At 70.7% G+C, this 20276-nt stretch carries 20 protein-coding genes and 1 pseudogene; 10 read left to right on the forward strand and 11 right to left on the reverse strand.

All coding sequences use genetic code 11. The features are described from left to right. Nucleotide 1 precedes the first annotated feature (1 nt). A complete protein-coding gene (locus tag JK359_RS02355) occupies nt 2-1636 on the reverse strand; it encodes an ABC transporter substrate-binding protein (protein ID WP_201831041.1) in 1635 nt (544 codons plus the stop codon). 225 nt (nt 1637-1861) lie between these two features. Between JK359_RS02355 and JK359_RS02360 the strand changes: the two genes are divergently transcribed. Further along, entirely contained in the window at nt 1862-2497 is a 636-nt protein-coding gene (locus tag JK359_RS02360) for a hypothetical protein (RefSeq protein ID WP_201831042.1), read from the forward strand. On the opposite strand, the gene JK359_RS02365 is transcribed toward JK359_RS02360, so the two are convergent. Continuing rightward, the gene (locus tag JK359_RS02365) at nt 2494-2769 is read right to left on the reverse strand and encodes a DUF397 domain-containing protein (RefSeq protein ID WP_201831672.1); all 276 of its coding nucleotides are present in this window, start codon (nt 2767-2769) and stop codon (nt 2494-2496) included. The two genes, JK359_RS02360 and JK359_RS02365, sit on opposite strands and share 4 nt — an antisense overlap. A 21-nt stretch (nt 2770-2790) precedes the next feature. Next, nucleotides 2791-3434: pseudogene (locus JK359_RS02370) on the reverse strand (helix-turn-helix domain-containing protein); the annotation flags it as partial. Nucleotides 3435-3680: 246 nt separating this feature from the next. Between JK359_RS02370 and JK359_RS02375 the strand changes: the two are divergent. The 6 genes from JK359_RS02375 to JK359_RS02400 all read left to right on the forward strand — a co-directional run bounded on the left by JK359_RS02375 (nt 3681) and on the right by JK359_RS02400 (nt 9010). Beyond that, nucleotides 3681-3896 (forward strand): hypothetical protein, encoded by a 216-nt coding sequence (locus JK359_RS02375; protein ID WP_201831043.1) that lies wholly within the window; start codon nt 3681-3683, stop codon nt 3894-3896. A gap of 111 nt (nt 3897-4007) precedes the next feature. Continuing rightward, entirely contained in the window at nt 4008-4439 is a 432-nt protein-coding gene (locus JK359_RS02380; protein ID WP_201831044.1) for an effector-associated constant component EACC1, read from the forward strand. Continuing rightward, complete coding sequence (locus JK359_RS02385; RefSeq protein WP_201831046.1) at nt 4426-5979, forward strand: caspase family protein; 1554 nt, start codon at nt 4426-4428, stop codon at nt 5977-5979. The genes JK359_RS02380 and JK359_RS02385 overlap by 14 nt, the downstream gene beginning before the upstream one ends. Nucleotides 5980-6018: 39 nt before the next feature. Next, a complete protein-coding gene (gene recO / locus JK359_RS02390) occupies nt 6019-6765 on the forward strand; it encodes a DNA repair protein RecO (RefSeq protein ID WP_201831048.1) in 747 nt (248 codons plus the stop codon). Between the two features lie 30 nt (nt 6766-6795). After that, nucleotides 6796-7644: an isoprenyl transferase gene (locus JK359_RS02395; protein WP_201831050.1), complete on the forward strand. Its 849-nt coding sequence runs from the start codon at nt 6796-6798 to the stop codon at nt 7642-7644. A 40-nt stretch (nt 7645-7684) separates the two neighbouring features. Next, the gene (locus JK359_RS02400) at nt 7685-9010 is read left to right on the forward strand and encodes a histidine-type phosphatase (protein ID WP_201831056.1); all 1326 of its coding nucleotides are present in this window, start codon (nt 7685-7687) and stop codon (nt 9008-9010) included. 238 nt (nt 9011-9248) lie between these two features. Here the strand turns inward: JK359_RS02400 and JK359_RS02405 are convergent, their stop codons facing one another. The 4 genes from JK359_RS02405 to JK359_RS02420 form a co-directional block, all read right to left on the reverse strand. Beyond that, nucleotides 9249-9659 (reverse strand): Fur family transcriptional regulator, encoded by a 411-nt coding sequence (locus tag JK359_RS02405; protein WP_201831058.1) that lies wholly within the window; start codon nt 9657-9659, stop codon nt 9249-9251. A gap of 61 nt (nt 9660-9720) precedes the next feature. Continuing rightward, a complete protein-coding gene (locus JK359_RS02410) occupies nt 9721-10623 on the reverse strand; it encodes a metal ABC transporter permease (protein WP_201831060.1) in 903 nt (300 codons plus the stop codon). After that, the gene (locus tag JK359_RS02415) at nt 10623-11393 is read right to left on the reverse strand and encodes a metal ABC transporter ATP-binding protein (RefSeq protein ID WP_201831062.1); all 771 of its coding nucleotides are present in this window, start codon (nt 11391-11393) and stop codon (nt 10623-10625) included. The genes JK359_RS02410 and JK359_RS02415 overlap by 1 nt, the downstream gene beginning before the upstream one ends. Before the next feature lie 11 nt (nt 11394-11404). Next, the gene (locus tag JK359_RS02420; protein WP_201831063.1) at nt 11405-12367 is read right to left on the reverse strand and encodes a metal ABC transporter substrate-binding protein; all 963 of its coding nucleotides are present in this window, start codon (nt 12365-12367) and stop codon (nt 11405-11407) included. A 160-nt stretch (nt 12368-12527) separates the two neighbouring features. Here JK359_RS02420 and JK359_RS02425 point away from each other — a divergent pair, with 160 nt between their 5' ends. After that, the gene (locus tag JK359_RS02425) at nt 12528-13910 is read left to right on the forward strand and encodes a glycine--tRNA ligase (protein WP_201831065.1); all 1383 of its coding nucleotides are present in this window, start codon (nt 12528-12530) and stop codon (nt 13908-13910) included. 175 nt (nt 13911-14085) lie between these two features. Here the strand turns inward: JK359_RS02425 and JK359_RS02430 are convergent, their stop codons facing one another. Next, entirely contained in the window at nt 14086-15198 is a 1113-nt protein-coding gene (locus JK359_RS02430; protein WP_201831067.1) for an endonuclease/exonuclease/phosphatase family protein, read from the reverse strand. Between the two features lie 203 nt (nt 15199-15401). After that, a complete protein-coding gene (locus JK359_RS02435) occupies nt 15402-16457 on the reverse strand; it encodes a chitinase (protein WP_201831069.1) in 1056 nt (351 codons plus the stop codon). Between the two features lie 187 nt (nt 16458-16644). Here JK359_RS02435 and JK359_RS02440 point away from each other — a divergent pair, with 187 nt between their 5' ends. Beyond that, nucleotides 16645-17655 (forward strand): aldo/keto reductase, encoded by a 1011-nt coding sequence (locus JK359_RS02440; protein WP_201831077.1) that lies wholly within the window; start codon nt 16645-16647, stop codon nt 17653-17655. Between the two features lie 26 nt (nt 17656-17681). Further along, nucleotides 17682-18275: a TetR/AcrR family transcriptional regulator gene (locus JK359_RS02445; protein ID WP_201831079.1), complete on the forward strand. Its 594-nt coding sequence runs from the start codon at nt 17682-17684 to the stop codon at nt 18273-18275. A 258-nt stretch (nt 18276-18533) separates the two neighbouring features. On the opposite strand, the gene JK359_RS38740 is transcribed toward JK359_RS02445, so the two are convergent. Continuing rightward, on the reverse strand, nt 18534-18734 hold the full coding sequence (locus JK359_RS38740; protein WP_236677130.1) for a hypothetical protein: 201 nt from the start codon (nt 18732-18734) through the stop codon (nt 18534-18536). Between the two features lie 112 nt (nt 18735-18846). Further along, nucleotides 18847-20274, reverse strand: a complete 1428-nt coding sequence (locus JK359_RS02450) for an MFS transporter (protein WP_201831081.1) — start codon at nt 20272-20274, stop codon at nt 18847-18849. Nucleotides 20275-20276 lie beyond the last annotated feature (2 nt).

The following is a 20276-nucleotide window of genomic DNA, read 5'->3' on the forward strand; positions in this document are numbered from 1 at the left end:
GTCAGATCCACTTGGCCTGGAGGAGGTTGATACCGGGGTACGGCTGTGCCCTTATCCCGCTGAGCTTGCGTGCGTCCCAGGCGGTCACCAGCTCGTTGTGGACGACCGGGTAGAGCACGGCCTGCTCGGCGACGACGTCGACGTAGTCCTGGATCATCGCCTTTTTCTTCGCGGGGTCCGGCTCCCGGGTCGCCCGGTCCATGTCCTTGAAGAGCTGCCCCGCGACGGGGTCGCCGGCCCACCGGGTGTACTGCATCCACAGGTTCTGCGGACCGTAGTTGTAGTGCATGATCAGGTCGGCGTCGAGCCCGAACTGGTTGGGGTTGGAGGCCGCCGCCACCACCTGGTAGTCCTGTTTCTGGTCCATCTTGGTGAAGACGGCCGTGGTCTCCTGCGGCGCCAGGGTGGTCCGCACACCGATCGCGTCCCACGAGGCCTTGATGGTCGGCAGGCAGTCGACGATCCAGCTGACGTTGACCGCGAGGATCTCCACCCTGAGGTTCTTCACCCCGGCGGCCTTCAGCAGCGCCTTCGCCTTCGCCGGGTCGTGGTCGTAGACGGTCTTGGCGCGCCGGTAGCAGGGGTTGCCCTCGTTGAGGAACGAGGACGCGGGCTTGCCGTGGCCCTTCAGCGCGACCTGCACCATCTTCTCGCTGTCGATGGCGTAGTGCAGTGCCTGCCGCACGCGGACGTCGTCGAAGGGCTTGTGCCGCGTGTTGAACATCAGGAACAGGTTGTTCATCCCGGCGCCGCCGGCCACCTCCAGGCCGCCCTGCTCCAGCCGGGGGATGTTGGCGTAGGGGATGTTGTCGGCGATCTGTGCGCCTGCCCCGGATCCGGAGATCTTGGCGACGCGCGGTGCCGCGTCCACGATGGTCAGCCAGTTCATCTTCCGGAAGGCGGGCCTGCGCGGGCCGTTGTAGGCGGTGAACGCCTCGAAGGTGGTGTTCGACTTCGGGTGGTGCGCGGTTTGCCGGTACGGCCCCGAGCCCACGGCCAGTCCCTTGATGGCGTCGTCCCAGGCGCCGGGCTTCGAGAACACGTGCTTCGGCATGATCTTGGCGAGGGTGAGCCGGGAGACGCCTTCCGGGAACGGGAACTTCAGCTTCAGCTCGACGGTCCGCGCGTCGACCTTCCGTACGGACTCCAGCCAGGAGACGAAGAACCCCTTGGCGAGGGTCTGGGTCTTCGGGTCCAGGATCCGGTCGAAGACGAACACGACGTCGTCGGCGGTGACGGGCTTGCCGTCGTGGAAGGTGGCCCCGGAGCGGAGCGTGAACCGCCAGGTGGTGGCGCCCGGGTCCTTCGGCACCTCGGTGCCCAGTGCCGGATACGCCGCCCGGGTGATCGGGTCGGTGTCCAGCAGGCCCTCGTAGATGTGGTTGTTGGCGGCCATCGCGAACGCCGACGCGGTCTGCGTGGGGTCCCAGCTGCCGTCGTTGCCGTACCCGATCACGGCGGTCAGCGTCCGGTCCTTGCCGCTGCCGCCGTCCCCGGTGTCGTTCGTGGACTCCGGGCCGGTGGAGCAGCCCGCCAGCACGGGCGGGAGGGCGGCGGCCGCGCCCAGCGCACCGGTGTACTTCAGGAACGACCGGCGGCGCGGTGCCGGTACGTCGGGGGTCACGTCGTCGCGCACGGGTCCTCCAGCAAGTCGGTGGGGGGAGGGGGTGGGAGATACGACGTCCTACGTCCTACGTCCGGTCGGTAGCGCGACCATAGGAGGGCCCCTGGGGGCGGTCAAGACGGCACACACGAATGGCCGAGCCGCCACAGGTCGCACCAATGACGGCCGAGGTGCGGGCGCCGGTCCGGGCCCTGACGATGACGGGGAACAGGATCACCGACCCCTTTGGACGGCCCCATGTCCGTGACCCGAACCGGCTCCCCGAGAGCCGGACGCCGGATCGCCCTGGGCGGCGCTCTCGGCGGCCTCCTCCTCGCCGCCGGGCTCGCCGCCTGCGCCGACGAGAGCAGTCAGCCCCGACGCTCCTCGGCCTCGGCCAGCGCACCCGCTACGCCGAATGCCTCGTCCTTCTCGGGGCAGCCGCCGTCGGCGCTGGAGTCGGCGGCGTCCGCGGCGATCGGCTCCGCCCACGCCGCGGCCTCCGCGGCGGCGTCGTCCGCCGCGGCCCGCGCCTCGGAGTTCGCGGCGTCGGTGGACGCCGAGACGCACCGCAGGAGCGCGACGGCGGAGAAGGAACTGAAGAACGTCGAGGGTCGGGGCAACGCGCTCTCCGAGGTCGGCATGACCGGCATCCCCACGGCACGGACCGGCGGGGTGCTCGCCGTCCTGGTCACGATCACCAACAAGACCCGTGACGAAGCGTCCTACGCCGTGCAGATCGACTTCGAGGACGCCTCCGGCAAGGTGGTCGAGACGCGGTACGTCGGCGCGGAGCACCTGAAGCCGGGGGGCAAGGAACAGCCCATCGCCTTCAGCCACGAGCCACCGGAGCCGAGGCTGACGCCCGTCCTCGCCAAGGCCCAGCGGTACTAGCGCCCCACGGCGCGGACGAACTCCGTCCAGGCGGCGGCACCGATCACCAGCACGGCACCGTCGGCCACCTTGCTGTCCCGGACGGGCACGACCCCGGGGACGCCGTCGGCGACCTCGAGGCAATCCTCACCGCCGCTGCCGCCGCTGTAGGTGCTCTTGCGCCAGGCGGCGCCGGGGAAGTCGTAGCCGACCTCGACGCACGATTCGCCGCCGCTGCCACCGCTGTAAGTACTTTTGCGCCAGCGGGCGTTCGTCAGGTCGTACCTGCGCATCGTCTGTAATCCTTCGCCGCCGAACGTCATCAGTGTCATCATCTTGCCCATCTGGGGGTGCGCACCTGCCGAGAACGGCAGCACCTGCACGAGCGCCTGGCGCTCACGGACCGTGGCTGCGATGTGGTCGAGCTGCCTGGCCATCACCGACGGTGATCCCACCGGGATCCGCAGGGCTGTCTCGTGCATCAGCACCCAATACACCGGGCGTGTAGCGTCTTTGAGAAGTTCGCGCGTTCCAGACGGAGACTGACCATCTCCTCGATGTAATCGTCCGTCGCCAGGGGATTGCTCGCCAGGTACACCGCACGGGCGTAATCAGGGGTCTGGAGGAGGCCCGGCACCACAGCCGGCGCCCAATCGCTGATGCTCGTGGCGACCCGCTCCAGCTCCACGACCTCCGCGAAGTACTCCGCGTACCGCCGGTCGTCAATCAGCTTCCGGCACAGGCGCTCGAAAATGCCGCCGGTTTGCAGGACTTCGTCGATCCGCTGGGCGATATCCAGCTGGGGTTTTCGAATCGCCTGCTCGAACTGTCCGATGTAAGCGCCGGAGACGAAGACCCGCGCCCCCAGTTCCACCTGGGTGATTCCCGCGTCTTCCCGGCGCCTCTTCAGCTCCGTGCCGAAGAACTCCCAGACCGCCTGCCGTGAACCGCTGGCCATAGCCAACCCCCTTGTTCGGCCATGCACTTGTAGGGCGCAGACCGCTGCCGAGTGTAGAGGCGGAGCGTCACGATGGGTGCACGAAGCGTGAAATCCGCAGGAGAAGGGGAGCAGGGTGAAGGCGCGACGTACCACTCACGCGATGCTGTGTGTCGAAGAGGCGGAGGAGACGTTGAAGGAATTGCGGTCGGCACTCGAAAAAGCGGGAGTCGTTCTGCTCGTGGCGGTGCTGACGGGGGTGGCGCGGTGAAGCCTGCCGTCGGCAGCCATGTGATGGACACCCACACCGGCAGGGTCGGCATCGTCATGGGGCACGAAGGGCCGTACGTGCAGCTGAGACCGTACGGCGGCGGGCGGGAATGGGACGCCGAGCCGCGCGCGCTGCGCAGTGCCACCGCGGCCGAGCGGCTGAGCGCGGCGACCGCGCACGCCAACGCCCGCAGCCGCGGAGAGGCGCTCTGACCCTTCTGTGCCCGCAGTCGCTCCATGGTGGCAGATTTCAAGACATGGGCGTCGGGTGCGCCCTACCCTGGGCCGGTCGCGGGCGTCCGCGACCAAGAGGGGGGTCCTCACATGGAGTTACGAGTCAGGGTTGCGCGGATCCGGCCGTCGGGTGACGGTTCGGCCGGCGAACGGGTCGACACCGGGGGGTGGACGGAGTCGTTCGCCGAGTGGATGACCGAGGACCGGAGGCTGGGCCGGTCCGTACGCGAGCGGCAGGGGCGCGTCTCGCCCGGCGACGGCGGGATGTCACCGGACCCGGTGGAGTGGATCAGCCTCGCCGTCGCCTCCGCCTCGCTGCTCACCGACCTGATCGGCCTGTTCGGTGACTTCCGTGCCTCGCTGCCCCGCCGGGAACAGCAGTCGGCGCGACTGGAGCTGGAACGCGGCGGCACGCGCGTCACCGTGTACGGCGAGACGGCGGAGGATGCCGCCCGCGCGGCACGGGCACTGGGCCTGCTGCCGGAGGACGACGGGGAGGCGCCCGGCCGTGCCGCTTCCTGACCCGTCACGAAGCCACGCCGTCCTCATCGGCGTGCACGACTACCGTCACCTCGCTGCTCTGCCCGGTGTGGCGGCCGGCGTCGCCAGACTGGCCGAGTTGCTGGGCGACCCGACGGTCTGGGGGCTGCCCCGGGGCAACGTCACCGTCCTCCCCGGTGACGCCTCTGCCGACGACGTCCTCAGGGCGGTGCGCGGCGCCGGACGGGCGGCGACCGACACGCTTCTCGTCTACTTCGCGGGGCACGGGCAGCGGGAACCCAGAAGCGAGCAGCTGTACCTGGCGCTGGCCGACGCCGACCGGTACGACGTGACGATCGGGGCGCTGCCGGAACGCGAACTGCGCCGCATGGTGAGGCGGGAGGGGCGGTTCGCACGCCGTCACATCACGCTCATCGACTCCTGCTACAGCGGCCTGGCCATCCCCATGGGCGGCTCCGCGGCCGTCCTGGAACGCCCGGACCAGGTCCGGCTGCTGGTCGAGTCCAAGGAGGGCAACGCACCCGGCCCGGGTGACGGCGACGAGGACTTCGGCGGCTATGTGCTGACCTCGGCGTCGGGCACCCAGCGCTCGTTCACCGTGCCCGGCGGCTACCCGGAGTTCACCGGTGCGCTGATCGAGGTCCTGGACAAGGGCATCGCCGGGGCGGGCCCGACGCTGAGCGTCCCCCGCGTCTGGCGGCGCGTCCGGGAGCAGCGAGCCAGAGCCACGCCCCAGCTGAACGGGCTCAACATCGCGGAGGACGAGCCCTGGGTCCGCAACCGCGCCCACGACGCCGGGCGGGACGCCGTGCCGCCGCGGTGCATCGTCCGCGCCGAAGCGGCCCCGGTGCCCCCGGTGCCCCCGGTGCCGCCGGTGCCCCCGGTGGCCGCGCCCGCCGCGGGCTTCCCGTTCGACACCGTCCAGGGCGGCGGGTACCGGATCAGGGCGGTCAAGGAGCAGCTGGACGACGTCCTCGCGAAGGTGAGGGACCCCCGCCGCGGGTGGCAGGCCCAGGCACCCCATTTCCGCACCGTGTCCGGCAGGTGGTTCTGGGGGTACGACATGCGGCAGGTCGACGCCCACATCGAGCGGCAGCGCGCCGAGCCCACGGAGCCGGCCGATGCCCTTCGGCTGCTGCTGGCGCGTCAGGGCATCACCGTCGTACCCGGCGCCGAAGGCAGCAGCCGGGTGAGGGAGAAGTGCGGTGTCCCCGGCACGGAGCGGCTGATCGGGCATCACCCGTCCCGCTTCGCCAAGTCGGGGACGATCGCCTTCACGGACACCCACCTGTGCCTGTACTCCTCCGACCTGCTGCGGATCCCCTACTCCGCGCTGGACGGCATGGCCGTGGACACCTCGTACGAGGAGGTCGACACCGGTGTCGTCAATGATCAGGCCGTGATCCTGGACAAGACCTGGATCGGCGTCACCCAGGTCACCTTCGGGCACCGCACCCTGAGGTTCACAGGAGGGCGCCCGGAGCCGGTGCAGCAGGTGCTGGGCGTCTTCCGGCCCGCGGTCGCCGATCTCCGCAGGCGCCACCCGGAGTGGTTCCGCTAGGCGGCCGGGCGCCCCTTCGGCATGGGCCAGAATGGTGCCATGAGTCTGTTCCGCGACGACGGCATCGTGCTGCGCACCCAGAAGCTGGGTGAGGCGGACCGGATCATCACCCTGCTCACACGCGGTCACGGGCGGGTACGGGCCGTGGCGCGCGGGGTGCGACGCACCAAGTCGAAGTTCGGGGCCCGGCTGGAGCCCTTCTCCCACGTCGACGTGCAGTTCTTCGCGCGCGGGAGCGAACTGGTCGGGCGCGGGCTCCCGCTGTGCACGCAGAGCGAGACCATCGCTCCGTACGGCGGCGGGATCGTCACCGACTACGCGCGGTACACCGCGGGCACCGCCATGCTGGAGACGGCCGAGCGGTTCACGGACCACGAGGGCGAGCCGGCCGTCCAGCAGTACCTGCTCCTCGTCGGTGCCCTGCGCACGCTCGCCCGCGGGGAGCACGCACCCCACCTCGTCCTCGACGCCTTCCTGCTCCGCTCCCTCGCGGTGAACGGCTACGCGCCCAGCTTCAGCGACTGCGCGAAGTGCGGGATGTCCGGCCCGAACCGGTTCTTCTCGGTCGCCTCCGGCGGCTCCGTCTGCGTCGACTGCCGGGTGCCCGGCAGCGTCGTACCGTCCCCGCAGACCCTGGTACTGCTGGGGGCGCTGCTTACGGGAGACTGGGAGACGGCGGACGCGTGCGAGGCGCGGTACGTCCGCGAGGGCAGTGGGCTGGTGTCCGCCTACCTGCACTGGCACCTGGAGCGCGGGCTGCGCTCCCTGCGGTACGTAGAGAAGTAAGCACAGCACGGTCGAGGAGACGAGAAGGACATGGTCGTACGCGGGATCCTGGGGCGCCAGCGGCGCGAGTACAAGGCTCCGGAGCCGCACCCGTCCGGTGCCCGCGCGCCCAAGCTCCCGGGCGAGCTGGTGCCGAACCACGTCGCGATCGTCATGGACGGCAACGGGCGCTGGGCCAAGGACCGCGGACTGCCCCGCACCGAGGGGCACAAGGTCGGCGCCGAGCGGGTGCTCGACGTGCTCCAGGGCTCCATCGAGATCGGTGTGCGCAACATCTCCCTGTACGCCTTCTCCACCGAGAACTGGAAGCGGTCGCCCGACGAGGTCCGCTTCCTGATGAACTTCAACCGCGACTTCATCCGCAAGACCCGGGACCAGCTCGACGCACTGGGGATCCGGGTGCGCTGGGTGGGGCGCATGCCCAAGCTGTGGAAGTCGGTCGCCAAGGAGCTGCAGGTCGCCCAGGAGCAGACCAAGGACAACGACCTGCTCACCCTCTACTTCTGCATGAACTACGGCGGACGCGCCGAGATCGCCGACGCGGCGCAGCGACTGGCCGAGGACGTGAAGGCGGGCCGGCTCGACCCGTCCAAGGTCTCCGAGAAGACCCTCCAGAAGTACCTGTACTACCCGGACATGCCGGACGTCGACCTGTTCCTGCGCCCCAGCGGCGAGCAGCGCACCTCCAACTACCTGCTGTGGCAGAGCGCGTACGCCGAGATGGTCTTCCAGGACGTGCTGTGGCCCGACTTCGACCGCCGTGACCTGTGGCGGGCCTGCCTGGAATTCGCCTCCCGGGACCGGCGGTTCGGCGGCGCGGTCCCGAACGAGGAACTGATCGCCATGGAAGCCGCGATGAAGGGTGAGTCCACCTCGTAGCCATCGAGGGTTCATGCGGGCCGCCGAGGATGCGGGACTCATGAGACGTCTCACCCCTGTCCTCGCCCTCGGCGCCCTGCTGCTCACCGCGCTGCCCGCGCACGCGTCCGACGGCCCCGCGCACCGCGAGAGCTACGGCACGAAGGCGCCGTACGCGCCCCAGCAGCACCCGCACGGCTACCAGGAGGTTCCCGCCGGCTTCGTTCCCGTCTTCACCGAGAACGTCTCCCGGCACGGGTCGCGCGCGGCCACCGACAGCGAGGACGGGGACCTGGTCCTCGCGCTGTGGGACAAGGCCGAGGCGGACGGCGCGCTCACCCGGCGCGGTGCGGACTTCGGGCCGAAGGTCCGCGCCCTGCAGGCCGCCATGGCGAAGGCCGGCTACGGCAACCTCAGCGGGCGCGGCAAGCAGGAACTGGCGGACACGGCCCTGCGCATGGAGCAGCGGCTGCCGTCGCTGTTCGACGAGATCGCCGACGACGGGCGGAAGATCGACGTCGTCAGCTCCGGGCAGGCGCGGGCCGTGGACAGCGGCAACGTGTTCGCGGGCGCCCTCGCCGAGGCCGAGCCCGGCCTGAAGCCGCTGATCGGGCCGGCCCGCACCGACAAGGACCTGCTGTACTTCCACAAGGCGGCGGGCGGCGCCGCGTACCGCGAGTACATTGAGAACGACCAGCGCCTCAAGGACACCCTGAAGGGCATCACCGGCCGGCCCCGCACACAGCAGGCCGCGCACGGCGTGCTGCGCCGGATCTTCAAGGAGTCGTTCCTCGCGCAGATCCCCGACCAGGTCGCCGCCGCCCAGGCCGTCTACAACCTCTACGCCATCGCCCCCGCGATGACCGAGGAGAGCCCCCGGGGCGCCGGCTGGGGCATGGAGCGCTTCGTCTCCCGCGAGGACGCGGCCTGGTTCGGTTACCTGTCCGACGCCGAGGACTTCTACGAGAAGGGCCCCGGCTTCTCGGACAGCGACATCACCTACAAGATGGCGGGCGTCCTCCTCGACGACCTCTTCAAGCAGGTCGAGGCCGAGCGGAACGGCACCAGCGACCTCGGCGCCGAACTCCGCTTCACCCACGCTGAGGAGATCATCCCGCTGGCCGCGCTGATGGGGCTGCCGGGCAGCACGCGCCCGGCGACGCCGGGTGAGCCGTACACGTACGCCGGCAACCCCTGGCGCGGTTCCTCGGTGGCACCCCTCGGCGCGAACATCCAGTGGGACGTCTTCAAGAAGGGCAACCGCTACCTGGTCCGCATGCTCTACAACGAGAAGGAGACGGCCTTCAAGGCCGGTTGCCGCCCCCTCACCAAGGGCAGCGCCTTCTACGACCTGGACGAACTGGAGCGCTGCTTCGGGCGCGCCTGACCGTTGAGCACGGCCGCCGGACGAACGGCTCGTGCACGATCCCGCCTCATGGTCATGGACATGAAGCTGGGGCGGGATCCAGCGGTGGATGCCCGTCGTGCTGGGCTTCGGATCTCCAGGAGCGCCCGAAGGGGCGCGGGGCGGTGTCGACGTGCGGCTCCGCCGCGGGGCGCGACCAGCCACGACGGACCCGCACCCGGCGACGACCCGCACCCCGACGGCGCTGGACCGAGGGCGCTCACCCGGCCGCACACTCCGCGCAGGTGCCGAAGATCTCCACCGTGTGGGCCACGTTGACGTACCCGTGCTCCGCGGCGATGGCCTCCGCCCACTTCTCGACGGCCGGACCCTCCACCTCCACCGCCTTGCCACAGGCGCGGCACACCAGGTGGTGATGGTGTTCGCCGCTCGAGCAGCGGCGGTAGACGGACTCGCCCTCGGTCGTGCGCAGGACGTCGACCTCGCCGGCCTCGGCGAGGGACTGGAGCGTGCGGTAGACGGTGGTGAGCCCGACCGAGTCGCCCTTGTGCTTGAGCATGTCGTGCAGTTCCTGCGCGCTGCGGAACTCGTCGACCTCGTCCAGGGCCGCCGCCACGGCTGCACGCTGGCGGGTCGCGCGGCCCTTAACGGGCGGTCCAGCGGTCGTCACCGGTTGCCTCCTCACGTCTGGCTACTGCCCGGGCCATTGTGCCAGCCCGGACTGTGAGCGGTCAGACGCCGACCTCGTCCCCGGCCCCGCGCGCGACCGGAATCGAGCACTCCGCGGGGTCGCCCGACGGCTGTGCCGCGAGGGCCGCGCGGGCGCGTCGCCGGGCCAGCGGGGCCGCCAGCGCCGTCAGCGCGATGAACGCGCCGATCGTCAGCAGGACGATCGTGGCGCCGGGCGGGACGTCCTGGTAGTACGACGTGATCGTGCCGCTGACCGTCACGGTCACCCCGATCGCCACCGCGATCACGAACGTCACGGCGAAGCTGCGGGTGAGCTGCTGCGCCGCCGCCACCGGGACCACCATCAGAGCGGACACCAGCAGCAGGCCGACCACACGCATGGCGACCGTCACCGTCACGGCCGCGGTGACCGCCGTCAGCAGGTTCAGGGCCCGTACGGGCAGACCCGTGACCCGCGCGAACTCCTCGTCCTGGCTGACCGCGAACAGCTGCCGGCGCAGACCCAGCGTGACCAGCAGCACGAAGGCGGCCAGGACACAGATCGCGGTCACGTCGGACCGGGACACCGTCGAGAGCGAGCCGAACAGGTACGACGTCAGGTTGGCGTTGGAGCCGCCCGGCGCGAGGTTGATCAGCATCACACCGCCGGCCATGCCGCCGTAGAAGAGCATGGCGAGCGCGATGTCGCCGCGCGTCCTGCCGTACCAGCGGATCAGCTCCATCAGGATCGCGCCGAGCACGGAGACGGCCGTCGCCGTCCACACCGGGGAGGCGGACAGCAGGAAGCCGAGGCCGACGCCCGTCATGGCCACGTGCCCGATGCCGTCGCCCAGCAGCGCCTGGCGGCGCTGGACCAGGTAGATGCCCACCGCGGGCGCGGTGATGCCGACCAGGACGGCCGCGAGGAGCGCCCGCTGCATGAATTCGTAGTCGAGGAAGTCCATCAGCTCAGCAGTCCCGTGCGGATCGGTTCGGCGCCCGCCGGTGCGTGCGGGTGTACGTGGTCGTGACCGGGCAGCGCGTGCTGGCCGACCGCCCGAGGGGGCGGGCCGTCGTGCAGCACGCAGCCGTCGCGCAGGACGACCGCCCGGTCGATCAGGGGCTCCAGCGGGCCCAGTTCGTGCAGCACGAGCAGGACCGTCGTACCGGCCTCGACCTGCTGCCGCAGGGTCCGCGCGAGCACCTCCTGGCTGGCCAGGTCGACGCCCGCCATCGGCTCGTCCATGATCAGCAGCTCGGGCTCGGCGACCAGTGCGCGGGCGATCAGCACCCGCTGGTGCTGGCCGCCGGAGAGCGCGTTCACCGAGTCCTTGGCCCGGTCCGCCATGCCGACCAGCTCCAGGGCCTTGCGCACGGCCTCCCGGTCCGCCTTGCGGAAGACGCCGAACCGGGTGCGGGACAGGCGGCCCGAGGAGACGACCTCCGTCACCGTCGCCGGGACCCCGCCCGCGGCCGTCGTGCGCTGCGGCACGTAGCCCACGCGCGCCCAGTCCCGGAAGGACCGGCGCGGGGTGCCGAACAGCTCGATGGTGCCGCCGCTCAACGGCACCTGGCCGATGATCGAGCGGATCGCCGTGGACTTGCCCGAACCGTTGGCGCCGAGCAGCGCGACGACCTCGCCGCGGCCGACGCTGAGGTCGACGCCCCGCAGCACGGGACGCGCGCCGAGTTCGGCGGTCACCCCGCGCAGGGCGATGACAGGTTCGCTGGTCATCTCGTCTCCCGTCACTTGGCGCCCAGGGCCTGCTGGAGTGCCTTGAGGTTGGCCTCCTGGACGGTGAAGTAGTCCTTGCCGCGGGACTTGTCGGTGATGCCCTCGATCGGGTCGAGGACGTCCGTCTTCAGGTCCGCGTCGTGGGCGATGGTCCGGGCGGTCCTGTCGCTGACGAGCGTCTCGTAGAAGACGGTGGTGACGCCGTCGGCCTTCGCCATCTCCTCCAGGTCCCTGACCCGGGCGGCGCTCGGCTCCGACTCGGGGTCGAGGCCGCTGATGGCCTCCTCGGTGAGGCCGTAGCGCTCGGCGAGGTAGCCGAAGGCGGCGTGCGTGGTCAGGAAGACCTTGCTCCGGGTGTGCGCGAGGCTCTGCTCGAACGCGAAGTTCAGCGCGTCCAGCTTCCCGTTCAGCTTCGCGCTGTTCTCCCGGTAGTAGGCGGCGTGCTTCGGGTCGGCCTTCGCGAAGGCCTCGCCGACGCCCTTGGCGACCTCGCCGTACCGCACCGGGTCGAGCCAGATGTGCGGGTCCTTGCCCGCCTCCTCCTCCTCGTGCCCGTGGGTGTCGTGCTCGGCCGCGTGGCCGCCGACCTCGGTTCCGTGGTTCTCCAGCGTGGTCAGCGTGGAGGCGTCGATCTTCGTCCGGACCGGGGACTCGGCCACGGCCTTGTCGACCGACGGCTGGAGGCCCTTCAGGTACAGGGCCGCGTCGGACTCCTCGATCTGGGCGATCTGCTGGGGGCTCAGCTCCAGGTCGTGCGGCTCCTGGCCGGGGGTGGTGAGCGTCACGACGTGGACGTGCTTCCCGCCGATCTGCTCCGCGAGGAAGGCCATCGGGTAGAACGACGCGACGACGTCCAGTTTGCCCGTGTTGGCGACGACCGCTCCGTCTCCGGAGCAGGCGGTGAGGGTACCGATACCCAGGGTGGTGGCCGCGGCGGCCGCGGCCACGGGTATGAGGCGTCGTCGTACGTTCATGACAGTCATTTTCAACTAATATGGAAACCGTTGTCAACAACGCTCATCAGGTGGTCTGAGCGGGGGCCGATTTGGTCGTGGGGGAGCCTGCGCCGGTAACCTGAATCATTCGCTGGAAGCATCTCGCTTCAACGCCCGTCGTCGTAATGAAGAGAGCACCGTGGCCGCCGACAAGATCGACACCATCGTCAGCCTGAGCAAGCGCCGTGGCTTCGTTTTCCCGTGCAGTGAGATCTACGGCGGACAGCGTGCCGCCTGGGACTACGGACCGCTGGGTGTCGAGCTCAAGGAGAACATCAAGCGTCAGTGGTGGCGCTACATGGTGACGTCGCGCGAGGACGTCGTCGGTATCGACTCGTCCGTCATCCTGGCCTCCGAGGTCTGGGTCGCCTCCGGCCACGTCGCCACCTTCACGGACCCGCTGACCGAGTGCACCTCGTGTCACAAGCGGTTCCGTGCGGACCACCTCGAAGAGGCCTACGAGGAGAAGAAGGGGCACGCCCCGGCCAACGGCCTCGCGGACATCAACTGCCCGAACTGCGGCAACAAGGGCCAGTTCACCGAGCCCAAGCAGTTCTCCGGCCTGCTGTCCACCCACCTCGGCCCGACCCAGGACTCCGGCTCCGTCGCCTACCTGCGCCCCGAGACCGCCCAGGGCATCTTCACCAACTTCGCCCAGGTCCAGACCACCTCGCGCCGTAAGCCGCCGTTCGGTATCGCCCAGATGGGCAAGTCCTTCCGCAACGAGATCACGCCCGGCAACTTCATCTTCCGCACGCGCGAGTTCGAGCAGATGGAGATGGAGTTCTTCGTCAAGCCGGGCGAGGACGAGCAGTGGCAGGAGTACTGGATGCAGCAGCGCTGGAACTGGTACACCGGCCTCGGTCTCCGTGAGGAGAACATGCGCTGGTACGAGCACCCGAAGGAGAAGCTCTCCCACTACTCCAAGCGCACCGCCGACATCGAGTACCGCTTCCAGTTCGGCGGCAGCGAGTGGGGCGAGCTGGAGGGTGTAGCCAACCGCACCGACTACGACCTCGGTGCCCACTCCAAGGCCTCCGGCCAGGACCTCTCCTACTTCGACCAGGAGGCCGGCGAGCGCTGGACCCCGTACGTCATCGAGCCCGCGGCCGGTGTCGGCCGCACGATGCTGGCCTTCCTGCTCGACGCGTACGTCGAGGACGAGGCCCCGAACGCCAAGGGCAAGATGGAGAAGCGGACCGTGCTGCGGCTGGACCACCGCCTCGCCCCGGTGAAGGTGGCCGTCCTCCCGCTGTCCCGCAACCCGGAGCTGTCGCCGAAGGCCAAGGGGCTGGCGCAGGCGCTGCGGCAGAACTGGAACATCGAGTTCGACGACGCCGGTGCGATCGGGCGGCGTTACCGTCGCCAGGACGAGATCGGTACGCCGTTCTGTGTGACCGTCGACTTCGACACGCTCGAGGACAATGCGGTGACCGTGCGCGAGCGGGACACGATGAAGCAGGAGCGGGTGTCTCTCGACCAGATCGAGGGGTACCTCGCCAGCCGCCTGCTGGGCTGCTGACCGGCACCGACGCCACCGACCCAGGGGGCTTGGCCCCCTGAACCCCCGAAAACCTCGCCCGCCCACCACCCGACTCGCTCGGCTGGTGGGCGGGCGTTTTGGCGGGGCCGGCCGGGCGGGTTGCAGGGGAGGCGACTCGGTCGGCCGGTGGGTGGGTCTTTTTTTGGGGGGCTCGCTAGGTGTTCACGTCCAGGTCGACGTACAGCGCTGCGTGGTCCGAGGCCTCGTCGGTCTTGTCGTGGACGCTCTTGAAGTGGTTCGCGTGGGCCGCGATGCCGCGGGTCTCCAGGCCCACCCTCTGCACCTTGCTCCACAGGGCGGGCGGGAGCATGACGTAGTCGAGCTTGTCCCGCTTGTGGTGGCAGTTCCCGTGGGTGCCGGGTTCACCGTCGTAGAGGGGGTGGCTCATCACGTCGCGCAGGCCGGTGTCCAGCAGGACCCCGACCGGCTTGCTGTCCGGGGTGTCGTTGAGGTCGCCGGCCACCACGACGTCCGGTGTCCGTTCCAGCGCCGCCCGGTAGATCTCGGCGACCCGCTCGGCCTGGGCCAGGCGCAGCTCCGGTTCGTCGTTGAACTTGCTCTTGAGGTGGTTGCCGAGGACCACCAGGGTCTGTGAGCCGAGCCGGATCTCGAACTCGGGGCAGTCGCGGCTGAACAGGGGCCTCGTCGGGTCCGCCGGGTCCGTTTCGAAGATGTGCGTGCGGACGGACGTGATCGGCAGGCGGCTGAGGATTCCGATGTCGATGCCCCGCGGGTCGTTCCCGTCGATCAGCAGATTGAACGGGTACGGCTGCCAGCCCAGGCCCAGGACATGCTGGTTGAACCGGTCCAGGGTGAGCCGGTCCTCGACCTCGGGCACGAGCAGGACATCGGCGTTCACTTCCCTGACCACCCGTCCGGTGTTGCTGACCGCGGCCATGTCCAGGTCGTCCTGGCCGAGTTCGGCCCAGCCGGCCCATGACCCACGGCCCTCGGCGAGGATCGGCAGCTCGGTCGGCTCCGTCCCCGGCGCGGGCGTGGTGAACAGCCCGCTCTGCGTACCGGGGCGGTTCTGGTTGACGTAGATCAGCGGCGGGTTCTCCGGGTCGCTGCTGTAGGCCCGGTACTCCAGGACGAGCGCGGAGATCCGGTCCTTGTCCCTGGCGGTGTACGTCTTCTTGTCCAGGAGGGCCACCAGGCCGGCGAAGTCCTTCAGGACCCGCTTGCGCGCAGCCGCGTCCGGGAGCCGGAAGGCGGAGGGACGGCGGAAGAGGTTCTCGGTGTTGAAGGTGGCGATACGGACGGCCATCGCGGCCTCCTCGGGCGGCGCTGGGACACCGCGCGGCCGACGGCAGGCGCCGCCTGGGAGACTGCGCGCCGGCACTTCCATTCTCCGAGCGGTGACGCAGGGTGTCCAACGGAACGGGCCGCCGGCGCCACCCTCGCCCGGGCCCGCCCGACGGACCCCGGGGCCGGCGGTGGACCGGTCCGCCCGGTGGACCCCGGCGGGCCTCAACGGCCCTGCAGTGCCCTGACGTTGTCGCCGAAGGTCCAGCTCTTCGCGCCGTCCCAGTTGACCGACCAGGTCATCAGGCCCTTCAGTGACGTCCCGTAGTGCCGCCAGGCCTGGGAGACCAGGGACGGGGACATGTAGCCGCCGCCCGCGCCGGGCTGGGCGGGCAGGCCCGGTACCTGCTTGTCGTACGGCACCCTGACGGTCGTCCCCTGCACCACCAGGCCCTTGTCGAGACAGTCGGTCTGAGCGGTGAAGCCCTGGACCGTGCCGGCCGAGTAGGAGTCCCCGGAACAGCCGTACATGCTGCCGTTGTAGTACTGCATGTTCAGCCACCACAGGCGGCCGTTGTCCGCGTACTTCTTGATGACCGGCAGGTAGGCGCCCCAGATGGAGCCGTAGGTGATGCTGCCGCCGGTGACGTACGCCGTCTCCGGGGCCATCGTCAGGCCGAACCCGGAGGGCATCCGGGCGAGGATCCCGTCGATGATGCGGATCAGGTTGGCCTGGGACGTGGACAGTTGGCCGATGCTGCCGCTGCCGACCAGACCGGTCTCGATGTCGATGTCGATGCCGTCGAAGTTGTACTTCTTCAGGATCGGGACGATCGTCGCGACGAAACGGTCCGCCACGGCAGTGGAGTTGAGGTCGATACCGGCCGCGGCGCCGCCGATCGACAGCAGGACGGTCTGGCCGGAGGCCTTGGCCGCGCACATCTCCGACGGCGTGGCCACCTTCACGCCGCTGTCCATGCCGTCCTCCCAGAGGGCCGTGCCGTCCGAACGGATCACGGGGAAGGCGGCGTTGATCACGTTGTAGCCGTGGGCGGCGATCCGGGAGTCGGTGATCGGGGTCCAGCCGAAGGGCGGGTGGACGCCGTTCGCGGAGCCGTCCCAGTTCTCCCAGTAGCCCTGGAGCACCTTGCCCGCGGGGCGCGGCTTCACGGCGCAGGTCTCGGCGGCGGAGGCGGTGGCCGCGGTGGCGATCGTTAGCGGGGCGGCCAAGGCGGCCGTGGCGAGGGCTGTGGTGAGCAGGCGCAGGGTGCGGCGGAGCATGCGGGCCTCCCGGTGGGGGTGCGGTGAGGTGTCGTAGGCATGACAGTTCGCGTCTTCATGAACAGTGCGCTGGTCCAGACCTACCGTCAATAGGTCTGGACCAATTGACCGGACTTGCGGCCTCGGGAGTGACATCTATGGAATGACAGATATTGAAATCTGTCAGCTGTCATGTCAGTCTGGAGGCATGACGATGCGAACCCGAACCCTCGGAACCACCGGCCCGCAGGTCTCCGCCCTCGGCCTCGGCTGCATGGGCATGTCCGCCCTGTACGGCGACGCCGACCGCGCGGAGTCCGTCGCGACGATCCACGCCGCCCTGGAAGCGGGCGTGACCCTGCTCGACACCGGCGACTTCTACGCCATGGGGCACAACGAGATGCTGATCGGCGAGGCCCTGCGCACCGCGCCTCCGGCCCTGCGCGAGAAGGCGCTGACCAGCGTCAAGTTCGGCGCCCTGCGTGACCCGGAGGGCAACTGGAGCGGCTACGACGGCCGACCGGCCGCCGTGAAGAACTTCGCCGCCTACTCCCTCCAGCGCCTCGGCGTCGACCACATCGACGTCTACCGGATCGCCCGCCTCGACCCGGACGTGCCGATCGAGGAGACCGTCGGCGCGATCAGCGAGCTGATCGAGAAGGGGTACGTCCGGCACGTCGGCCTCAGCGAGGTCGGCGCCGGGACCATCCGGCGGGCCGCCGCCACGGCCCCGATCGCCGACCTCCAGATCGAGTACTCGCTGATCTCCCGGGGCGTCGAGCGTGAGATCCTGCCGACCACCCGTGAACTGGGCATCGGCATCACCGCGTACGGCGTGCTCTCCCGCGGTCTGATCTCCGGCCACTTCTCCCGCGACCGGCAGCTGGCCGCGAACGACTTCCGCGCCCACTCGCCCCGCTTCCAGGGCGAGAACCTCCGGCACAACCTGGACCTGGTCGAGGCCCTCCGCAAGATCGCCGAGCAGAAGGGCGTGACCGTCGCGCAGACCGCCATCGCCTGGGTGCTCGCCCGCGGAGCGGACATCGTGCCGCTGATCGGCGCCCGCACCCGCGAGCGGCTCGAGGAGTCGCTGGGCGCGCTGGACGTGACCCTGGACGCGGCCGACCTGGCGGCGATCGAGGAGGCCGTCCCGGCGGACGCGGCGGCCGGCGACCGCTACCCGGCGGTGCAGATGTCACACCTCGACAGCGAACGCTGATCCCGCCCCCGGGTACGGTCTATGGCATGGCACCGACCACCGAGACCCTGACCGCCGAGCGCATCCTCGAAGCCACCGAGGAGGTGCTGCGCCGCCACGGCCCGGCCAAGGCGACCGTGGTCGACGTGGCCCGCGCGCTCGGGGTCAGCCACGGCAGCGTCTACCGCCACTTCCGCACCAAGGCGGCCCTGCGGGAGGCGGTCACCAAGCGCTGGCTGGACCGGACGGCGGAGAAGCTGGCCGGCATCGTGACGGGCGAGGGCGACCCCGAGACCCGGCTGCGGGCCTGGCTCACGGCCCTGTTCGAGGCGAAGCGGCACAAGGCGGGCGACGACCCGGAGCTGTTCGCCACGTACACGGTGCTGACCGATGAACTCGGTGGCGTGGTCCACGAGCACGTCGCCGACCTGACCGGCCAGTTGACGGAGATCATCGCCGCCGGCGCCGGGTCGGGCGCCTTCTCGGCCCCCGACCCGGCCGCCGCGGCCCGCGCCGTCTTCCAGGCCACCGGCCGCTTCCACGACCCCGGTTACGCCCGCGAGTGGACCACCTCCGCCATCGAGGACGACTTCGCAGCAGTCCTGAACCTCCTCCTCCACGGCCTCACAACCACCCCCTAGCCCCCTCAGGGACGCACCCACACGCCCCCAAAAGGGGCGCGGGGAACTGCGCGACCACCCCCCACGCACCTGCACCGCACCGCGCCCCCAAAGGGGCGCGGGGAACTGCGCGACCAACCCCGACGCACCCGCACAAAGCCACGCGCCGCACCACCCCCTAAAGGGGCGCGGGGAACTGCGCGAACGCCCCACGCACCCGCACCCGACCACGACGCCCAGCCCCCACCACCGGCCCCACCCACCGGCCCCACCCCGCCGTCACCGCGTAGGATCCACCGTCGCCTGATGGGCCTCAGCCAAATGTTCCTCCGCCTTCAGCCACGGCAGGAACTGCGCGCCCTGCCGCCAGCCACACGTGTCGCAGCGGATCGTCCGCTGAACCCCCCTGCGCAACACCTGGACCACGTGTTCCCGGCCGTGCTGGTCCCACCGGCTCACCCTGCTCGTACCTCCCGGCATCACGCCCTGCCCTCCCTCCCCGCGCCGGTCCACCCGGCCGCAAGGAGTGTGCAGCAGGACCGGCGCCCACGGGAGACCGTTCACGCCGAGTTGGGCAAGCCGTGCCCTCCGCTCAGCCGACCGTCCGCGGCAGCCGCAGGCTCAGCAGACCGGTCAGCACGATCCCGGCCACCTGCACCAGCAGCGTGGTGACCAGCGCGTCCCGCATGCCCACGTGCGGTACGAGGGTCAGGAACAGGGTGCCCAGCGTGGCCACGCCCAGCGCCAGCGCCGACTGCTGGGTGGTCACCATCACACCGCCGCCGACCCCGGCCCGGGCGGGCGGCACCTCGGACAGCACGATCCGCATGATGTTGGGCAGTTGGAGCGCCTGGCCCGCGCCGGCCACGGCCGCGCCCGGCAGCAGCGCCCCGAGGCCCAGGTGCGGCCAGTCCCGCCACGCGGCCAGCACGATCAGCAGCACGCCCACGCCCTGCACGACGGACCCGGCGGCGATCACCCGCGTGCCGTACCGGGCGATCAGCCGGGGCCCGGCGAGCGAGACGAACAGGAACGCCACGGCCATCGGCGCGAGCGCGAGCCCGGCCCGCACCGGACCGAGCCCGGCGCCCTGCTGCAGCGCCAGCGCGATCACGAACATGAACCCGCTGAAGCCGATGGCGAACGGCACCAGCAGCACCAGACCGCGCCGCATCGACGCCACCGCGAACAGGCTCGGCGGCACCAGCGGCGTCCGTCCCGCCCGGTCCGCCCGCCGCTCCACCGCCCAGAACGCGCCCGCGGCGAACGGGAACGCGGCCAGCGACAGCCACGTCCACAGCGGCCAGCCCGCGGCCCGCCCCTCGGTCAGCGGCGCGAGCAGGGTCAGCAGCGACACCGCGAGCAGCACCGTGCCCGGCCCGTCGACCGGCTCGGGCCGGTGCGACCGCGTCTCCGGTACGAACCGCGCGGCCAGCACGAGGCCCAGCACGACCACCGGCACGTTGACGAGGAAGACCGACCTCCACCCGGTCCCGGCGACATCGGCGGCGACCAGCACCCCGCCGAGTATCTGCCCGGCCACCATGGCCAGCCCGGCCGTGGCGCCGTACAGGCTCATGGCCTTCGCCCGGCGCCCGCCGCTCGTCGCGGCCTGGATGGTGGCGAGCACCTGCGGCAGCATCGCGGCGGCCGAGGCGCCCTGCGCAACCCGGGCCGCGACCAGGCTCCAGGCGCCGGGCGCGAGCCCGCACGCCAGCGAGGTGAGCCCGAACGCGGCCATCCCGCCGAGGAACATCCGCCGCCGGCCGAACAGGTCCCCGAGCCGGCCGCCGAGCACGAGCAGCACGGCGTACGCGACCCCGTACCCGGCGACGACCAGTTCGAGCACGGCCTCGCCCGCGGCGAGGTCCGAGCCGATGGTCGGCAGGGCCACGTTGACGATGAAGAAGTCGACCAGCGGCAGCGCCGCGGCCAGCAGAACGGTGAACAGCCCGAGCCCGCCGAGTGCGGGTGGCGCGGCCGTCGTCGTGACGGCCCGGGTAGTGACGGTTTCACTCATGC

It is taken from the genome of Streptomyces actinomycinicus (genome assembly GCF_016741775.1).
Lineage (GTDB): Bacteria > Actinomycetota > Actinomycetes > Streptomycetales > Streptomycetaceae > Streptomyces > Streptomyces actinomycinicus.